The organism is Micromonospora sp. WMMD1082 (assembly GCF_029626175.1).
In the GTDB taxonomy this organism is placed as follows: Bacteria; Actinomycetota; Actinomycetes; order Mycobacteriales; family Micromonosporaceae; genus Micromonospora.
Genome location: NZ_JARUBM010000002.1, coordinates 2,890,705 through 2,908,906 on the forward strand (window position 1 = coordinate 2,890,705; position 18,202 = coordinate 2,908,906).

Annotated in this window: 16 protein-coding genes; 9 read left to right on the forward strand and 7 right to left on the reverse strand. The window is 72.9% G+C overall.

Going from position 1 to position 18,202, the window contains the following annotated elements:
- Positions 1-43 precede the first annotated feature (43 nt).
- A complete protein-coding gene (pyrE, locus tag O7615_RS13335; RefSeq protein ID WP_278177818.1) occupies positions 44-574 on the forward strand; it encodes an orotate phosphoribosyltransferase in 531 nt (176 codons plus the stop codon).
- A 57-nt stretch (positions 575-631) separates the two neighbouring features.
- Positions 632-1,009: a metalloregulator ArsR/SmtB family transcription factor gene (locus O7615_RS13340; protein WP_278177819.1), complete on the forward strand. Its 378-nt coding sequence runs from the start codon at positions 632-634 to the stop codon at positions 1,007-1,009.
- A gap of 51 nt (positions 1,010-1,060) precedes the next feature.
- Here the strand turns inward: O7615_RS13340 and O7615_RS13345 are convergent, their stop codons facing one another.
- From O7615_RS13345 to O7615_RS13360, 4 genes are all read right to left on the reverse strand, one after another.
- Positions 1,061-1,996: a DUF368 domain-containing protein gene (locus tag O7615_RS13345; RefSeq protein ID WP_278177820.1), complete on the reverse strand. Its 936-nt coding sequence runs from the start codon at positions 1,994-1,996 to the stop codon at positions 1,061-1,063.
- 96 nt (positions 1,997-2,092) lie between these two features.
- Complete coding sequence (locus tag O7615_RS13350; protein WP_278177821.1) at positions 2,093-4,618, reverse strand: polynucleotide kinase-phosphatase; 2,526 nt, start codon at positions 4,616-4,618, stop codon at positions 2,093-2,095.
- Entirely contained in the window at positions 4,615-6,048 is a 1,434-nt protein-coding gene (locus O7615_RS13355) for a 3' terminal RNA ribose 2'-O-methyltransferase Hen1 (RefSeq protein WP_278177822.1), read from the reverse strand. The genes O7615_RS13350 and O7615_RS13355 overlap by 4 nt, the downstream gene beginning before the upstream one ends.
- Positions 6,049-6,103: 55 nt before the next feature.
- Positions 6,104-6,316, reverse strand: coding sequence for a hypothetical protein (locus O7615_RS13360; protein WP_278177823.1), 213 nt, complete (start codon positions 6,314-6,316; stop codon positions 6,104-6,106).
- A gap of 168 nt (positions 6,317-6,484) precedes the next feature.
- Here O7615_RS13360 and O7615_RS13365 point away from each other — a divergent pair, with 168 nt between their 5' ends.
- Positions 6,485-6,868, forward strand: a complete 384-nt coding sequence (locus O7615_RS13365; RefSeq protein WP_278177824.1) for a phage holin family protein — start codon at positions 6,485-6,487, stop codon at positions 6,866-6,868.
- Between the two features lie 212 nt (positions 6,869-7,080).
- Entirely contained in the window at positions 7,081-8,106 is a 1,026-nt protein-coding gene (gene fbaA / locus O7615_RS13370) for a class II fructose-bisphosphate aldolase (protein WP_278177826.1), read from the forward strand.
- 64 nt (positions 8,107-8,170) lie between these two features.
- On the opposite strand, the gene O7615_RS13375 is transcribed toward fbaA, so the two are convergent.
- A complete protein-coding gene (locus O7615_RS13375; RefSeq protein WP_278177828.1) occupies positions 8,171-9,418 on the reverse strand; it encodes a hypothetical protein in 1,248 nt (415 codons plus the stop codon).
- Positions 9,419-9,666: 248 nt separating this feature from the next.
- Here O7615_RS13375 and O7615_RS13380 point away from each other — a divergent pair, with 248 nt between their 5' ends.
- Positions 9,667-10,095 (forward strand): DUF3151 domain-containing protein, encoded by a 429-nt coding sequence (locus tag O7615_RS13380; protein WP_278177830.1) that lies wholly within the window; start codon positions 9,667-9,669, stop codon positions 10,093-10,095.
- Positions 10,096-10,106: 11 nt separating this feature from the next.
- Here the strand turns inward: O7615_RS13380 and O7615_RS13385 are convergent, their stop codons facing one another.
- Both O7615_RS13385 and O7615_RS13390 read right to left on the reverse strand, forming a co-directional pair.
- On the reverse strand, positions 10,107-12,317 hold the full coding sequence (locus O7615_RS13385) for a chromosome partitioning protein (protein ID WP_278177831.1): 2,211 nt from the start codon (positions 12,315-12,317) through the stop codon (positions 10,107-10,109).
- A gap of 69 nt (positions 12,318-12,386) precedes the next feature.
- On the reverse strand, positions 12,387-13,385 hold the full coding sequence (locus O7615_RS13390; RefSeq protein ID WP_278177832.1) for a hypothetical protein: 999 nt from the start codon (positions 13,383-13,385) through the stop codon (positions 12,387-12,389).
- A 122-nt stretch (positions 13,386-13,507) separates the two neighbouring features.
- Between O7615_RS13390 and O7615_RS13395 the strand changes: the two genes are divergently transcribed.
- From O7615_RS13395 to O7615_RS13410, 4 genes are all read left to right on the forward strand, one after another.
- A complete protein-coding gene (locus O7615_RS13395; RefSeq protein WP_278177833.1) occupies positions 13,508-14,797 on the forward strand; it encodes an adenylosuccinate synthase in 1,290 nt (429 codons plus the stop codon).
- Positions 14,798-15,038: 241 nt separating this feature from the next.
- Positions 15,039-15,956 carry a type IV toxin-antitoxin system AbiEi family antitoxin domain-containing protein gene (locus O7615_RS13400; protein ID WP_278177835.1) on the forward strand — a complete coding sequence of 306 codons (918 nt, stop codon included), beginning with the start codon at positions 15,039-15,041 and terminating at the stop codon, positions 15,954-15,956.
- A gap of 101 nt (positions 15,957-16,057) precedes the next feature.
- Positions 16,058-17,308 carry a phosphoribosylamine--glycine ligase gene (gene purD / locus O7615_RS13405; RefSeq protein ID WP_278177836.1) on the forward strand — a complete coding sequence of 417 codons (1,251 nt, stop codon included), beginning with the start codon at positions 16,058-16,060 and terminating at the stop codon, positions 17,306-17,308.
- Between the two features lie 128 nt (positions 17,309-17,436).
- Positions 17,437-18,138: an OB-fold-containig protein gene (locus tag O7615_RS13410; RefSeq protein ID WP_278177837.1), complete on the forward strand. Its 702-nt coding sequence runs from the start codon at positions 17,437-17,439 to the stop codon at positions 18,136-18,138.
- The last annotated feature ends 64 nt before the right edge of the window (positions 18,139-18,202 follow it).

An 18,202-nucleotide genomic window follows, 5' to 3' on the forward strand; every position in this document is an offset into this window, starting at 1 on the left:
CCGCACACCCGGCGCCCAGACTTGCGCAGTACCCTCTATCGCCATGGGGGACCACGACGACCTGCGTAAATTCATCTCCGACCTGGCTGTGGTCCATGGACGGGTGGTGCTGTCCTCGGGGCGGGAGGCGGACTGGTACGTCGATCTGCGTCGCGTCACGCTCCATCACCGGGCGGCACCGCTGGTGGGTCGGGTGATGCGGGAGCTGACCGCCGACTGGTCGTACGACGCGGTGGGTGGGCTGACGTTGGGGGCCGATCCGATCGCCGTCGCGATGCTGCACGCCGCCGGGCGTCCGTTGGACGCGTTCGTGGTCCGCAAGGCGGGCAAGGCGCACGGGCTGCAACGGCGGATCGAGGGGCCCGACGTGGCAGGTCGTCGGGTGCTGGCGGTGGAGGACACCTCCACCACCGGCGGAAGTGTGTTGACCGCCGTCGAGGCCCTTCGCGAGGCCGGGGCCGAGGTCGTGGGGGTGGCGGTTATCGTTGATCGTGGCGCCGGCGACGCGGTGCGAGCCGCCGGAATGCCGTACCGGGCGGCCTATACGTTGGCTGACCTCGGCCTTGTGGCGTAAAAGTCTGCCGATTCGGATCTGCTGATATGCAGGCGGATCGATGCTGCTGGTGGAAGGATGGAATACGTGGGAACTGCGTTGGCCGAAATGACTATGCCTCAGATCTCGCCGCTTGCCGGCGAGCCGATCGAACGTGCCGACGCCGAGCGGCTGGCGGGGGTCCTCAAGGCCCTCGCCGACCCCGCTCGGCTGCGGCTACTCAGCCTGATCCAGTCGGCGCCGGAGGGCGAGGCGTGTGTGGTTGACCTCACCGCACCGCTCGGCCTCTCCCAGCCGACGGTCAGCCACCACTTGCGCATCCTCACCGAGGCCGGCTTGCTGGAGCGGGACAAGCGCGGTGTGTGGGCCTACTACCGGCTGGTCCCGAGTGCGATCGCCACGATCGCCGACCTGCTGACCCCGCCGCGCAAGCGGGCCACCAAGAAGGCTCGCTGAACCGGCACCGCTTGGTGGCCGCCCAGCGGGGCAGCCACCAAGCGGTGGGCGTCAGCGGACGTGCGGCGTTTCGTACGTCTCCTCGGTGAGGTCCCGGGCGGCCCGGCGCAGCCGGCGCCGCTCGGCGATGATCATTGCCGAGACGACGGCGGCGCCGAGCACGAACAGGGCGGCGATGGAGACGATGCCGTCGCCGGGGGCGTGCAGGGCACGCTCCTCGGACTGCCATGGCCACAGCGCGCGCAGGCTGCCCAGCAGGGCACCGGACATCACCGCGAGGGTGATCCGGCGATGCTGTTCGAGCAGCCACTGGAGCACCTTGACGAAGAGCGACAGGCCGATGACCATGCCCGTCACGAAGATCGCCAGGTAGCCGAAGTTGCGGTCGTTGAGTGCGGTGATGGTCGGCTCGTACAGGCCGACGGTCAGCAGCAGGAACGACCCGGACACCCCGGGCAGCACCAGTGCGCAGACCGCGACCGCCGCCGCCACCAGCACGATCAGCGGATGCGGCGTGAGGGTGGCCTGCGGCAGCCCGGTCAGCGCGAACGCGGCCGCCGCGGCGGCGATCAGGGCGAGGATCTCGACGCGCCGCCACGGCATGCCGACCATCGAGATCGGCACCAGCACCGAGGCGAGCACCAGCCCGAGGAAGAACCCGCGGGTCTGCTCCGGATAGCCGGTCAGTAGCGGCTCCAGCACCTTCGCCGCGATCAGCAGGCCGGGCAGCATGCCGATCAGCAGCGGGATCACCACCTCCCAGTGCACCTGCCGGAGTTGGTGCCCCGCCCGCGTCCAGCCGCGCCCGCGCGGCACGTCGGAGGCCGCGTACCGTACGCCACTCACCACGTGGCCGGCGGATGCGATGACCCGCTCGTACACGCCGGTGACGAGCGCGATGGTGCCGCCGCTGATCCCCGGCACGGCCTCGGCCACGCCGATGGCCGCGCCGCGCAGGACATGACCTACCCGTTCGCCCAATGCCATAAAAATTCTGCTCCGTGAATCGCTCGACCAGTCGCCCGGGTGGCGTCCGCCACGGCCACTCAGGCTACCGGTGCGCACGCCGTCGGTCCGGCCAGGTCACAGCCGGGGGTCGACGGGCTCGGACTCGCAGGCCAGGATCGCGAAGACCAGCTCGTGCCGGCGCCACAGCGGCGCGCCGTCGACCAGGGCGTCCAACGCGGCCAGGCCGAGCGCGTGCTCACGCAGTGCCAACCCCCGCTTCCGCCCCAGCGAGCGGTGCCGCAGCGCGGCCAGCTGTTCGGGCTCGGTGTACCCGGGCCCGTAGATGATCCGCAGGTACTCGCGCCCCCGGCACTTGATCCCCGGTTGGCGCAGCGAGCCCCGCTCGCCGCGGGCGGCCGGCCCGGCGTACGGCTTGACGACCATGCCCTCACCGCCGGCGGCGGTCAGCGCCAGCCACCAGTCGGTGGCGTCGCGTACCGCGTCGGCGTCGGACAGGTCGACCACCTGACGGCGGGTCGGCGTGAAGAACTCCGGGTCCGCCGCGCAGAGCCGGTCGGCCAGCCCCAGGTGCCAGCCGTGATCACGGTCGACGTAGCTGGCCTTCGCGCCGGCCAGCACGGCGAACGGGGCGAGCGTCACCCCGCGCAACCCGTCCGTCGGCGCCACGTACGCCCGGTACGCCGCCGTGTAGGCGGACACGTCGTCCCGGCGGCGGGCGGTCCGCTCCCGCAGCTCCGCCACGTCCAGCCCTCGACCGGCCGCCGCGTCCAGCACCGTCAACGCCGCCGGCAGAGCGGCCCGTCCGGCGGCGCCGACCCCCGCGTACTGCTCGCGGATCAGGCCACCGGCCTTGGCCGACCACGGCAGCAGTTCGCAGTCGAGCAGCAGCCACCCGGTGTCCAGTTCGTCCCAGAGCCCGGCGCCGCTCACCGCCGCGCGCACCCGGTCGAGCAGCTCGGCGTCGAGCGGGCCGCCGAAGAACGGCCGGCCGGTGCGGGTGTGCACCACCCCGCCGCCCGGGCCGAACGGGCCGCCGTCCGGATCGCGGCAGACCAGCACGACGGCGCGGGAGCCCATGTGCTTCTCCTCGCAGACCACCCGGTCCACCCCGGCCGCCCGGTAGTCGGCGAACGCCTCCGCCGGATGCTCCAGGTACCCGTCCAGCTGCGAGGTCGAGCAGGGCGCCATGGTCGGCGGCAGCCAGACCAGCTGGCGCGGGTCGACCGCGAAGCGGCTCATCACCTCCAACGCGGCGGCGGCGTTCTCCGCCGGCACGGTGAGCGAGCCGTACGGGTGCTCGACGTGCCGTCGACCGGCGACGTCGGTCAGCTCCAGCACCTCGTCGGGCCGGGCCGGCGCCGCGGTGAGCGGCCGGACCGGGGCGTACCACTCGCGCTCCGCCGGCACCGAGACCAGTTCCCGCTCCGGGTAGCGCAGCGCGGTCAGCCGGCCGCCGAAGACGCAGCCGGTGTCGATGCAGATGGTGTTGTTGACCCACTCCGGCTCCGGGGTGGGGGTGTGGCCGTAGACGACCGTGGCCGCACCTCGGTACTCCCGCGCCCACGGGTAGCGCACCGGGAGACCGTACTCGTCGGTCTCACCGGTGGTCTCGCCGTACAGCGCGAACGCGCGTACCCGGCCCGACGCCCGGCCCTGGTACTCCTCCTTCAGCCCGGCGTGCGCCACCACCAGCCGCCCGCCGTCGAGCACATAGTGGCTGACCAGCCCGTCGACGAAGCCGGCCACCTCGGTGGCGAACTCCGCCGGCTCGGCGTCCAGCTGCGCCAACGTCTCGGCCAGCCCGTGGGCCACCTTCACGTTGCGCCCGCGCAGCTTGCGCAGCAGCTTCTGCTCGTGGTTGCCCGGCACGCAGAGCGCATGCCCGGCCGCGACCATGCCCATCACCAGGCGGAGCACCCCGGGCGAGTCCGGGCCGCGGTCCACCAGGTCACCGACGAACACGGCGGTACGCCCCGACGGGTGCGTCGCGTCCACCGGCCGGCCCGCGTCGTCGCGGCGCAGTTGCCAACCCAACCGGGTCAGCAGCGTCTCCAGTTCGGCGCGGCAACCGTGCACGTCACCGACGATGTCGAACGGCCCGGTCAGCTCGCGCCGGTCGTTGAACAGCCGCTCGTAGCGGACCTCGGCGGCCTCGATCTCGTCGACCCCGCGCAGCACGTGCACCTTGCGGAAGCCCTCGCGGGCCAACTGGGCGTAGCTGCGCCGCAGGTCCCGGGACATCCGGGCCAGCACCTGCCGCCCGAAGGTGCGGTCGGCCCGTGCCTCGGTGCGCTCCCAGGCCAGCGCCTCGGGAACGTCCAGCACGATGGCCACCGGCAGCACGTCGTGTTCGCGGGCCACCCGGACCAGGGCGGCCCGGGCGTGCGGCTGGAGGTTGGTCGCGTCGACCACGGTGAGCCGGCCCGCGCGGAGCCGCTTGCCCGCCACGTAGTGCAGCGCGTCGAAGGCCTCCGCCGAGGCGGACTGGTCGTTCTCGTCGTCGGCGACCATCGCCCGGAAGGCGTCCGAGGAGAGCACCTGACTCGGCGCGAAGTGCCGGCGGGCGAAGGTCGACTTGCCGGAGCCGGAGATGCCGACCAGCGCCACCAGCGCCAGCTCGGGAATGTCCAGCACACTCATCGCGACGCCTCCTCGCGGGTGAACACGGCAACCTGGGTCGGCGGGCCGACCTGCGGGTCGTCGTCGCCGACACCGCGTCGCGTGGCGGCGTAGCCGTACGTGGCACCGACCCGCTCCACCCAGCCGGCGAACCCGGCGCGGGTCCACTCGAACCGGTGGTCGGCGTGCCGGAACGTGCCCGCCGGCAGGCCCTCGTAGCGGACGTTGTGCTCGACGTTGGGCGTGGTCACCACCACCGTGGCCGGTCGGGCGTGGCCGAAGACGGCATCCTCCAGCGCGGGCAGCCGGGACGGGTCGAGGTGCTCGACGACCTCCATCAGCACCGCCGCGTCGTATCCGCGCAGCCGGTCGTCCCGGTAGGTCAGCGCGGACTGCCGGAGCGTGACGCGGGCGCGCTGGCGCTCGGGCAGCCGGTCCAGCCGCAGTCGCCGGGCGGCCAGCGTGAGGGCCCGGGTGGAGACGTCGGTGCCGACGATCTCGGTGAAGCGGCGGTCCCCGATCAGCGTGGCCAGCAGCGCACCACCGCCACACCCCAGGTCGAGTACCCGACGGGCGCCCGCGTCGACCAGCGCGGCGTGCACCGCCTCCCGGCGGCGTGCGGCCAGCGACGCCCGGGTCGGGGCCGGCGGCACGTCGTCCACGCCGTCGTCGGCGAGCGGCTCGTCGGTGGGCCGCTGGGCGGCCAGCCGCTCCAACGCCTGACCCGCCAGCGCCCGCCGGTGCGCCAGGTAGCGGCGGACGATCAGCCCGCGCTCCGGGTGGTCGGCCAGCCAACCCGCACCGGCCCGCAGCAGCTTGTCCACCTCGTCCGGGGCCACCCAGTAGTGCTTCGCGTCGTCCAGCACCGGCAGCAGCACGTAGAGGTGGTTGAGCGCGTCGGCGAGCCGCAGCGTGCCGTCGAGGGTCAGGTCCACGTAGCGGCTGTCACCCCACTGCGGGTGCAGTTCGTCCAGCGGGATGGCGGTGGCGGTGACGGCCCAGCCGAGCGGGGTGAACAACCGGGCGGCCACCTCGGCGCCGCCCCGGCAGCGCAGCACCGGAACTCGGATCTCCAATGGGATCCCGCTGGCGGCCAGCTCCGGTCGTGCCGAGGACTCGCCGCGCAGCGCCGAGCGGTACACCTTCGACAGCGCCGAGGCGAGCAGGCTGGACGCGGCGTACGGCCGGTCGTTGACGTACCGCCCGAGGGTGAAGCTCTCCGGCGTGGCGGCCGACTGCCGGCCACGACCCCGGCCCCGCGCGGCGGCCAGCCGCAACGGGTCGACGTCGAGCAGGAGGGCGGCCGTGCAGCGCTGCTCGCCGGCCTCCGGGTAGAAGACGTGCGCGGTGCCGACGGGCACGTCGAAGGCGTGCACTCGGTCGGGGTGCTTGACCAGCAGGTGACCGAGGTCGGTCGCCGGCTGGTGCGTGGTGGTCAGGGTGAGCAGCACTCGCACATGGTGCCAGCTCTATAGATCTTGCGTCGTCCGGTTTCCGGGGTGGTGGTCAGCGGTAGTCGTCTTCGTCGGCGCCGACCACGCGGGCCTGCTCCATCGCGTCCCAGTCGTCGACCTCCAGGCCACGGTGCGGCTCGTCCTCGACCTGGCTCGGGTCGACCACGGCGGCCTGCTCGACCGCGTCGGCCGGCTCGGCCTCCGGGTCGCGTTCCTCCGGGTCGAGGTGGTCGCCGGGGGCGAAGTCCTCGTCGGGCTGGCCCATGCGGTGCCTCCGGGATGTCGGTGGACGGGTACCCACCCACGGTACGGGGTGTGCCGGTGACCCGCTGGGAACCGGCCGGGCGCCGGGCCGGTGAGGGTACGCCAGGGTCGGGTTCGAGTCGGTCGAATCGACCCACCGGGGACTGTCGCCGGTGCCAGGATGGGTGCCGTGGGCTTCCTTATCCGGCTGGCGGCGACCGCCGTCGCGCTGTGGATCACCACGCTGATCGTGCCCGGGGTCGAGGTGACCGGGCGGACCGGCTATGACACGGCGTTCACCCTGCTCGTCGTGGCGCTGATCTTCGGTGTGATCAACGCGGTGCTCAAACCGGTCATCAAGGTCGTGGGCTGTGTCTTCTACCTGGTGACCCTCGGCCTGTTCGCGCTGGTGGTCAACGCCCTGTTGTTCCTGTTGACCGACTGGGTCGCCGGGCTCGGCGACCTGCCGTTCCACGTGGACGGTTTCTGGGCGGCCTTCTGGGGAGCCATCGTGATGGCGGTGGTCACCTGGCTGATCAGCGTCGTCGTGCCGGACCCGGCGGACCGGCGGTGAACGGACCCGGCGGGCCGGCGGTGCACCGGCCCGGTTGTGCCCCGCTGGCGCAGCTACGGGATACTGCCCGCGGAGGACAGCGCGGTCCGGCGCACCAAGGAGACAGGCGGCCGCACGGCCGGCCCCTCAGGGAGGGCATGCGGCCGCACGGCCGGGCCCCCAAGGAGACCAGCGGCCGTACGGCCGACAGCGGCAAGTAAGGAGCGTTCGACATGCCCATCGCTTCCCCCGAGGCTTACGCCGAGATGCTGGACCGCGCCAAGGCCGGCCGGTACGCGTACCCGGCGATCAACGTGACGTCCTCGCAGACGCTGAACGCGGCGCTCAAGGGCTTCTCCGACGCGGAGAGCGACGGCATCATCCAGGTCTCCACCGGTGGCGCGGAGTACCTCTCCGGCCCGTCGGTCAAGGACATGGTCACCGGTGCGGTGGCGTTCGCCGCGTACGCGCACGAGGTGGCCAAGAAGTACCCGGTCAACATCGCGCTGCACACCGACCACTGCCCGAAGGACAAGCTGGACAAGTTCGTCCGGCCGCTGATGGCCGTCTCGCAGGAGCGGGTCAAGCGCGGCGAGGAGCCGCTGTTCCAGTCGCACATGTGGGACGGTTCGGCCGTGCCGGTGGCGGAGAACCTGGAGATCGCCGCCCAGCTCCTCGACGAGGCGGCCAAGGGCAAGATCGTCCTGGAGATCGAGGTCGGCGTCGTCGGTGGCGAGGAGGACGGCGTCGAGAACGCCATCAACGACAAGCTCTACACCACCGTCGAGGACGGCCTGGCCATGGTCGAGGCGCTCGGCCTGGGCGAGAAGGGCCGCTACATGGCGGCGCTGACCTTCGGCAACGTGCACGGCGTCTACAAGCCGGGCAACGTCAAGCTCCGCCCGGAGATCCTGAACAACATCCAGGAGGCGGTCGGCGCCAAGTACGGCAAGGAGAAGCCGCTCAGCCTGGTCTTTCACGGCGGCTCCGGCTCGCTGCTCTCGGAGATCCGGGAGGCGCTCGACTACGGCGTGGTGAAGATGAACATCGACACCGACACCCAGTACGCCTTCACCCGGCCGGCCGCGGACCACATGCTCCGCAACTACGACGGCGTCCTCAAGATCGACGGCGAGGTCGGCAACAAGAAGATGTACGACCCGCGCGTGTGGGGCAAGGCCGCCGAGGCCGGCATGGCCACCCGCGTGGCGGAGGCCTGCGAGCACCTGCGCTCGACCGGCACCACCATGACCAAGTGACGTCCTGACGACGGTGGCCGGCTCCCTTCCCGCGGCCGGCCACCGTGTTCGTCGTAGCCCGCTCTTACCGGATCAGCAGGCGGACCGCCTCGTGGGCGTCGTCGGTCAGGTGGACGGTGGTCGACAGGTCGCCGAAGGGCGAGGTGGCCAGCAGGGGCCGCAGCAGGGACTCCACCGGCAGTTCCGTCGTCCAGTACGCCCGGTCCAGGAAGACGTACGCGCCGCTGACCCCGTCGGTGCCGTAGTAGGTCTTGGTGGCCGCCTGGAACACCTCCTGCACGGTGCCCGCCCGGCCGGGGGCGAAGACGATCCCGCCCCGGGCCAACCGCAGGATGGTGTCCTCCCGGATGGCGTTGGAGAAGTACTTGGCGATCCGGCCGGCGAACAGGTTCGCCGGCTCGTGACCGTAGAGCCAGGTCGGGATGGCCAGCCCGCCACAACCCGCCCAGTCCAGGTCGCCGGTGGCCAGCACGGCCGAGTCCGCCCGATAGGCGGTGACCGGGTCGGTGCCGTTGCGCGGCGGCGCGACCGACCGGCCGAAGAGTTCCCGGACCCGCAGCGCCGCCGCCGTGTAGCGATCGTGATCGGTGTAGTCCGGTGCGGTGGCGAGCAGGTCGACGGCGGCGGTGAGGTCCCCGGCCGGCCGGGTCGACAGGTACGCACCCAGGTTGGCGGCCTCCATCACGCCCGGCCCGCCGCCGGTGACCACCAACCGGTGCGCCCGCGCCAGTTCCCGGCCGAGCACCGCCGCCGTCCGGTACGGCGCACTGCCGCGACGGACCGCGTGCCCACCCATCACGCCGACCACCGACTGCGGCCCGTGGGCGGCCAGCCAGGCGCGGGTGGCGTCGGCGAGCGCGTTGTCCACGCCGTGGTCGTGCAGGCGCTGGCCGAGCGCCTCCCGGACATCGGGCAGCGCCCCGCCGTGCTCCCGGAAGTGCGTGTAGACCCGGGTGTCGTACATGGCGGCGAAGCCACCCTCGGCGAAGCCGGCGGCGAGTTCCTCCGGGGTGTAGAGGTGGGACGGCTGGGTCGGGTACGGCAGCCCGGAGAACGGCGGCACCACGTTGGCGCCCCGCCGGACCAGGTCGGCGCCGACCTGCCGGGCGGCGAAGCGGCAGCCGACGAAGAGCGTCCCGGCCACCTCGACCCCGGTGAGGTCGGGGACCGGGTCCAGATCCAACCGGAGCCCCTGAACGGTGAGCCCGACCAGGCTGCCGGTGGCCAGCCGCCGGTCGAACTCGGCCCGGGTCTGGATCTCGTCTGTCCAGGTGTGCGGCTCGATGACGTCCGCGGGGGGTGGAGTCGGCACCGGGTCATCCTGCCCGGCCGGCGCGACGTCGGTGGACGCGGCCCCGATGCCGATCTGGAGACGGGAGCCCGGCGGCCTGGCCGGGCTCCCGCGCTTCCGGTTCCTGGGGAGGCTCCGGACCCCCAGTTGTAGTGGACGCGGCCCGACAGTGGCATGGGCCGCAGGCGTGACCGACCTCTCGGCCGTTCAGCCGACCGGCTCGCCGGACCCCCTCGCGGGCCGCCGTCCGAAGCGGGTTGAATGGGGCGATGCAGAACCTCTTGCCTGAGCCGCCCGCCACACTCCTGCCTGCCCACGCCGAGGCCGACTCCGCGCTGGTCGCGGCCGAGCAGTCCGGCGACGACGAGGCGTTCGCCTCGGTGGCGGCCCGGTTCCCGACGCACAGTGCGGCCTGGGCCGCGCTGGCCGCCCGCGCCTTCGCGCAGGGCCAGGTCGTTCCGGCGTACGCGTACGCCCGGACCGGCTACCACCGGGGCCTGGACCAGCTGCGCCGCAGCGGCTGGAAGGGGCACGGGCCGGTGCCCTGGTCGCACGAGCCGAACCGGGGCTTCCTGCGCTGCCTCTACGTGCTGTCCCGGGCCGCCGACGCGATCGGCGAGGCGGACGAGGCCGCCCGGTGTGCGCAGTTCCTCCGCGACTGCGATCCGGCCGCCGCCGACGCGCTGGCCAGCAACTGACCCGCCGCCCGCTACAGCCCTTCGGCCACCGCTGCGGCGATCTTGAGCCAGGCGTCCCGGGTCGCCGCGGACAGGTGGGCGTAGCGGAGCGGCTCGCCGGTGTCGATGAGCCGCTCGTACGGGGCCAGCAGCACCGCCCGGGTACGCGCGGCGAAGTGCTCCTGGATCGCGGGCAGGTCGATCTCCTTGCGGGACGGCGGCATGGAGACCACGGTGACCGCCTGCCGGACCAGCCGTTGCCGCCCGCTCTGCTCCAGGTGGTCGAGCATCCGGGCGGCGGTTTCGGCCGAGTCGTTACGGGCCGACATGGTGACCACCAGTTGGTCGGTGGCGTCCATCGCGGCCTGCCAGTTCTGCGCCCGGACGTTGTTGCCGGTGTCCACGAAGATCAGCTTGTAGAACCGGCTGACCACCTCGCGGATCTCGCCGAAGGCGGCGGAGGTGAGCATCTCGCCGCCGGTGGCCGACTCGTCGGAGGCGAGGACGTCGAACATCCCCTCGCCCTGCGAGCGGACGTACTGCGACAGGTCGCCGACGCGTCCGTGCGCGCCGTGGAACTGGCCGAGGTCCCGCAGCAGGTCCCGCACCGTACGCGAGTGGAAGTCCTGCTGGGCGCGCATGCCGAGGGTGCCCTGGGTCTCGTTGTTGTCCCAGGCCAGCACGTAACCGCCGCGCTTCTGCCCGAAGGTCATCGCGAGCAGCAGGATGGCGACGGTCTTGCCGGCACCGCCCTTCGGGTTCACCACGGTCACCTGCCGTAGCCCGCCGAAGTTGCGGCGTACCATCTCGATGTCCTGCTTGAGTTCCAGCTCGTGCCGCCCCGGTGGCAGCTTCACCAGACCCGTCTTGTTGACCACGGCGCGGACGCCCATCGTCGCCACCGGGTCGGCGGGGCGCACCTGCCGGCGGCGGGCGAAGTCCTCCGCGGTGGGCGCGGCACCTGCCTCCGGGTTCCAGGCCGGCTCCGGGTAGCCCGGAGGCACCCGGGACGCGGTGTTCGCCGGCTGGTAGGGCTGCTGCGCCGTCGGGTGGGCCACCGGTGGCGGCGCACCCTGCTGCCAGGGTGCCGGGTTCCAGGCCGGCTGCGGCGGAAACGGGCCGGGCGGGGACGTCGCGTACGGCGGCTCGGGCTGCTGCGGTATCGGCCCGGGGTGGTACGGCGCCGGTGGGCCCACGTCCGTCGGAGGTGGGCCGGGGGGCGGCGTCGCGGTGGCACCGTGCGGTGGCACCGGCGCGCTGCCGTGCGGTGGTACCGGGGCGCTGCCGTGCGGCGGCGGGGCGGCGGGGAGATACGGGCCGGCCTGCTGCGGCGCGGGCGGCCCCGGAATCGCCTGCGGCACCGGCGGCAGCGGCTGGGCCGGCAGGGCCCAGCTGGGGCGCGGCGAGCCGTCGGCCGTCTCGGCCGGCGAGATCGCGTCGGTAGCGGGACGCTGCGGTGGATGCGCCCACGGCGACTCGGCCGGCGGTCGGGCCGCCGACGGGTCCACACCGTCGCCGCCGTCACCGCCACCGTCGTCGGTGTTCATGCCCTCGGAGCCGCCCGGTCCGGTGCCCGCCGCGGCGTCCGTCGCGCCGCCGTCGGCGATTTGGTCGGTTTCCTCGCCGCCCGCCGGCCCGGTCCTGGCCGGCCCACCGTCCCGGGTCGGGGCGAGCGAGGTCGACCGGTCCAGGGTGAAGGGCAGGTCGAGGTCGACCGGGGCGGGCCCCGGCTGCCCGGGGGGCACGGGTGCGGTGTTCGGCTCCCAGCCGGTGGCGGCTGGCCCGCCGCCACTCAACGACGGGTAGTCGGCCGGCGACGGTGGGTGCCCGGTGGCTGGAGCCGGCGGGGACACCGGGTGGCCAGTGGCCGGCGCCGGGTAGCCGGGAGCCGGAGCTGGGTAGCCAGGGTTCGGGTAGCCAGGGCTCGGGTGGTCGGGGGTCGGAGGGCCAGAGGTCGGGTGGTTGGGGGTCTGCTGGCCGGGCGCCGGGTAGGCGGGAGCCGGGGGGCCGGGGGGCGGAGGAACTGCCCCGTGGCCGGTGGCGAGCGGGCCGGACGGGTGCGGCGGCGCTGGTGACGGCTGGGTGGGCGCGGGTGGCACGGCGGGCGGCGCGGGTGGCGGCGCGTCCCAGCCGGGCGCACCGAAGCCGTCGATCTGATCCGGCGGCCAGAGTGGTTCGATGTCCCGTTCCGGCACGCCATGCTGGCCGGTCACGTGCACCCGGTCGGCGTTCTCGTCCACCACGGTTCCTCTCCGTCCCTCCTGCCGAGGATAGGCCCACCGGCCGACCCCCGATCCCGGGCGCCGGCCGGCTCAGGCCGTCCAGACCGCCCAGGCACCCGGCTCGGTCCACCAGGACCGCTTGCGCGTCAGTTGCCCCTCCACGCCGTCGTCCAGGTACGGCAGCGGCGTGTCGTCCCGGGGCAGGACCGACACGGCCCGGCCACGGGCCCGGCGGACCTCCAGGCGTACCCGGCGTCGTCCCCACCGTGACCGGGTGACCACCGGCACGGCCACCGCCACCTCGACCAGCCCGTCCGTCGGGTCCGGTTCGGCGAGCAGGGTGACGTCGTCGAGCCGGGCGTACCCGCCCGCGTTGCCGATCGCGCAGGCCAGCAGCGGGTCGTCGCCGTTGGAGAGGACGGTGTCGTCCACCTCCACCCGGCCGCGCCAGTGCAGGGGACGCCCGTCCTCGGCGACGGCGCCGAGCAGCGCGCCGTCGAGCGTCACCGAACCGGCGTCGTTGCGCAGCAGGTCGAGCCGGCGCGGGGTGCCGTCGAGCACCGCCGCGGCCACCGCCGCCGGGTCGCGGGGCAACCCGAGCTGCGCGGCGAGGTCGCGGTGCGCCGCGCTGCGGGCCGGATCGAGCGGCAGTACGCCCACCGGCGGCAGGTCCGGCACGGTGCGGTTGTCGGCCAGGTCGGCCGGGCGGCGACTGGGCGGTGGCGCGTACCGTCGGACCAGCCGGCGCAGGACGGCGCGCAACTGTGCGTCACCGGCCACGGCGACCACGAGCCGGGTCTTGGAATCGGCGTCCGGCCAGGTGAGGGCGTCCAGCCGGGGTGGCCCGTCCAGCCGGGCCAGCACGTCGTCGATCTCCGCGTCCGAGCGGGCGGTCACCGTCTCGACCCGGGCGCCCCGGGCGGTGAGCGCATCCGAGCAGGCCAACACCGGTACGCGCGGCGTCTCGCAGCGGTCGTCCCGGTCCTTGGCGGCCTCGGTCCCGCCGCCACAGCAGGCCTCGCCGCTGCCACACCCGCCCCCCGGAGCGTCCCGCTCCGAGCCCAGGGTGAGCAGCACCACGTCGTACACGGGTAGCTCCTCTGCCTCCCGACACGACCCCTGCCGGTCGTGCCGTCACTACTTGTTAACCTGACACCCCGGGCTCGCTGACCGGTCGCCATCTGGCACCCGAGCCTTCTGGAGGCGAGAAGATGCCAGCGATCGTGCTCATCGGCGCTCAGTGGGGCGACGAGGGCAAGGGCAAGGTTACCGACCAGCTGGGTGAGCGGGTCGACTACGTCGTCCGCTACTCGGGCGGCAACAACGCCGGCCACACCGTGATCACCCCGGATGGCCAGAAGTACGCCCTGCACCTCATGCCGTCGGGCGCACTCTCCCCGAACGCCGTGATCGTCATCGGCAACGGCGTGGTGGTCGACCCGAAGGTGCTGCTCAGCGAGATCGACGGGCTGGCCGAGCGCGGCGTCGACGTTTCCCGGCTGCGCATCTCCGGTGACGCGCACCTGATCATGCCGCACCACCGGGCGCTGGACCGGGTGGTCGAGCGCTACCTGGGCAGCGCGCGGATCGGCACCACCGGCCGGGGCATCGGCCCGGCGTACGGCGACAAGGTCGCCCGGATGGGGATCCGGGTGCAGGACCTGCTCGACCCCGGCATCCTGCGCAAGAAGCTGGAACTCGCGCTGCGCGAGAAGAACCAGGTGCTGTTCAAGGTCTACAACCGCAAGGCGATCGACGTCGACGCCACCATCGAGGAGTATCTCGGGTACGCGGAGCGGCTCCGGCCGTACATCGCGGAGACCCGGGCGATGCTCTGGGACGCGCTGGACCGCGGCGACACGGTGCTGCTGGAGGGCGCCCAGGCCACCATGCTCGACATGGACCACGGCACCTACCCCTTCGTCACCTCGTCGAACCCGACGGCCGGCGGGGCGTGCGTGGGCGCGGGCATCCCGCCGACGGCGATCACGAAGGTGATCGCGGTGAGCAAGGCGTACACCACGCGGGTGGGCTCGGGGCCGTTCCCCACCGAGCTGTTCGACGACAATGCCCAGCACCTGCGCAAGGTCGGCCACGAGTACGGCACCACCACCGGTCGGGAGCGCCGGTGCGGCTGGTTCGACGCGGTCGTCGCCCGGTACGCCTGCCGCCTCAACGGGGTCACCGATCTGGTGATCACCAAGCTGGACGTGCTCACCGGCCTGCCCACCGTGCCGATCTGCGTCGGCTATGAGATCAACGGCAAGCGGGTCGACGACATGCCGATGACCCAGACCGACTTCCACCACGCCACGCCGATCTACGAAGAGCACGACGGCTGGTGGGAGGACATCACCAAGGCCAGGACCGAGGCCGAGTTGCCGGAGAACGCCCGCCGCTACATAGCCCGCATCGAAGAACTGACCGCCACCCGCGTCAGCGTCGTAGGCGTAGGCCCCGCCCGCGAAGAAAACATAACCCGCCACCCCCTCCTCCCCTAACCCCTCCCTCCCACCCCACCCCCTCACCCTCACCCTCTCCACCCTCTCTCCGCGTTGATCATGAAGTTGTTGTCATTCGGCACGGCGTGTCGTGACAACAACTTCATGATCAACGCGTGAGGGGAGGGGAGTTATCCACAGGGCGGGGTGGGGAGTGGGTGGCGGGGTGGGGGTGGTTATCCACAGGGGGTTTAGTCGATCTCCGTAGGCCGGGACAGTCGTCGGTGTGGATGCATTGACCGTGGTCCGGCGCGTGGCGGCCACACAGGACTGGTTGGTCACGCTGGCGCAGGCCCGTGCTGCCGGCTTTACCGTGCACGACGTGCACCGTTTCTGCCGCGCCGGCCAGTGGCGCATGGTGGCCAGAGGTGTCTACCTGGTCGACGCGGACCTGCATGACGGCGTGCCGCGCAGGGCGCGGATCAGGGCAGCGGTCGCGTCGTTCGGCCCCGGTGCCGTCGCCGTGCTCGGCACCGCTGCCGAGATGCACCACATCGCCGGGTCTCGCGCGTCCGACGAGATTCATCTCTCGGTTCCCGGCTCTGCCGCCAGACCGGCTCGGCGGGGTGATCCCCAGGTGACGGTGCACCAACTCGTCATCAGGCCCATGCAACTCGTGCGGGTCGGTGGAATCGCCGCCACCTGTCCCGTGCGGACAGTCGCCGACCTCATCCTGAGACTGGGGCGCTATCCGGCAGTGTGCCTGCTCGACTCGGCGCTGAACCAGCGGCTCGTCGGCGACGACGATCTGCCCGAGATCCACCGTCTCATCCGAGGTCCGCGCGGCGCGGTGGTGGCACGTGCACATCTGGCTGAGGCGGACGGCCGGGCGCAGTCGCCGCTGGAGACGCGAGCCCGGTTGCGTTGCGTCGACGGCAAGGTCCCACCCGATGCACTCCAATTGGCGGTGCGAGACCAGGACGGCTACCTCCTCGGCGTTGGTGACCTGGGCTGGCGCCGGCAACGGATCGTCGCGGAGGCCGATGGGCGAGGGGCGCATACCGGCCCCGACGCCGTCTTCGCCGACCGCCGTAGGCAGAACCGCCTGATCAACGCGGGCTGGGCCGTTCTCCGTTTCACCTGGTCCGACACGCTCAAACCCGACTACATCCCGTGGACAGTCCGGCAGGCCATGCTCGTCGCTGCCCCACCCCGTTGATCATGAGGTTGTTGTCACGACACGCCGACACGAGTGGCAACAACTTCATGATCAACGGGGTGGGGCGGGGGTCGGACGGGGGGTGGGTAGGATCTTTCGGTGTGCGGGTTCTTCTTCTTGGGGGTGGGGGGCGGGAGCATGCGCTCGCGTTGCGCCTCGCCGATGACGCGTCCGTCGAGCAGCTGATCGCGGCGCCGGGGAACCCGGGGATTGCCGGGGTGGCCGAGCTGCGGGCCGTCGAGGTGGCCGATCCGGGGGCGGTGGCGGGGCTCGCGGTCGAGGTGGGCGCGGATCTGGTCGTCATCGGGCCGGAGGCACCACTGGTCGCCGGGGTGGCCGACGCGGTCCGCGCCAAGGGCATCGCGGTCTTCGGGCCGTCGGCCGCGGCGGCCCGGCTGGAGGGCTCCAAGACCTTCGCCAAGGAGGTGATGACCGCGGCCGGTGTGCCCACGGCGCGGGCGTACACCTGCACCGACGAGGCGAGCACGGCCGCCGCCCTGGACGAGTTCGGCCCGCCGTACGTGGTGAAGGACGACGGGCTCGCCGCCGGCAAGGGCGTCGTGGTCACCGACGACCGCGCGGTGGCACAGGCCCACGCCCGGGAGTGCGACCGGGTGGTGGTCGAGGAGTATCTCGCCGGTCCCGAGGTGTCGCTGTTCGTGGTGACCGACGGCGAGGCGGCGGTGCCACTGCTGCCGGCGCAGGACTTCAAGCGGGTCGGTGACGGCGACAGCGGCCCGAACACCGGCGGCATGGGGGCGTACGCGCCGCTGCCGTGGGCGCCGGCCGGCCTTGTCGACGAGGTGATGCGCGACGTGGTGCACCCGACGCTGGCCGAGATGCGCCGCCGGGGCACGCCCTTCGCCGGCCTGCTCTACGTCGGGCTGGCGATCACCGCCGCCGGCCCTCGGGTGATCGAGTTCAACGCCCGCTTCGGCGACCCCGAGACCCAGGTGGTACTCGCCCTGCTGGAGACGCCGCTGGGTGGGCTGCTGCATGCCGCGGCCACCGGTGCACTGGCCGAACATCCGCCGCTGCGCTGGCGTACCGGCGCCGCGGTGACGGTCGTGGTCGCCGCCGAGGGCTACCCGGCGAGGCCGCGTACCGGTGATGTGATCACCGGCGCGGAGCGGCCGGGCGTCATCCACGCCGGCACCGTCCGCCGGGCCGCCGACGGCGCGTTGCTCTCCGCCGGCGGTCGGGTCCTCTGTGGTACGGCCACCGGCCCGGACCTCCCCGCCGCCCGGGACGCGGCCTACCAGTTGGTACGCGGCATCACGCTGGCCGGCTCGCACCACCGCCGCGACATCGCCGCCGCCGCGGTCGACGGCCGGATCGCCCTCCCCGCCTGACCGCCTCCGCGATCCGTCCGGACCGGACCTGCCGGCGCACCGGGTGCGGTGGGCGCTGGTCGAGGCCGGGACCGGCTGAGGCTGACCGGTCAGTCCGGCGGGATCGGCCGATCGGCCACCATGACGCGTTGACACCTCATGTCACGATCATCGTGCCGGTGGGCGGTAGCGGCCACCGGGACGGGGAGGAGGACGCGGTGACCGGCTTTCTCGGCGTGGCGCTCAGTTTTCCGACCGTGTTGTTCAGCTTCCTCCTGGTGGTCGTGGTCGGCTACTGGCTGCTGGTGCTGACCGGCGTGCTGGATCTCGGCGACGACCTGGACGTCGACGGCGCGCCGGGCACCTTCCTCGCGGGTCTCGGCCTGGGCGGTGTGCCCAGCGCCGTCATCTTCTCCCTGCTCGTCGCGGTGGCCTGGTTCGTCAGCCTCGCCGGCACCGCGCTGCTCGACGATCTCGGCATCGGCTCCGGCATCCGGATCGTCGTCTCGGTCGGGGTCCTGCTGGCCGCCACGGCCTGCGCCTGGGTGGTGACCCGCCTGCTCGTGGCGCCGTTGAGCCGGCTCTTCCCGACGGAGTCGGACGCCAGCCGGCACGCCTTCGTCGGCCGCCTCTGCGTGGTACGCACCGGCACGGTCACCGCCGACTTCGGTCAGGCCGAGGTGACCGCGGCCGACGGTTCGTCGGCGGTGGTGCAGATCCGGCAGCCGGGCGACGAGCGGATGCCGGCCGGCAGCTCCGCGTTGATCTACGACTACGACACCGAGGGCGAGTTCTTCTGGGTGATGCCCGCCGGGCCCGCCTTCGACCCGATGAGACATATCGCCACCTAGCCCGCCCCGGTGAACCCGCGTGGTTCGCCCCGACACCACCGGGCAGCCGGTCACCCCCATCCGC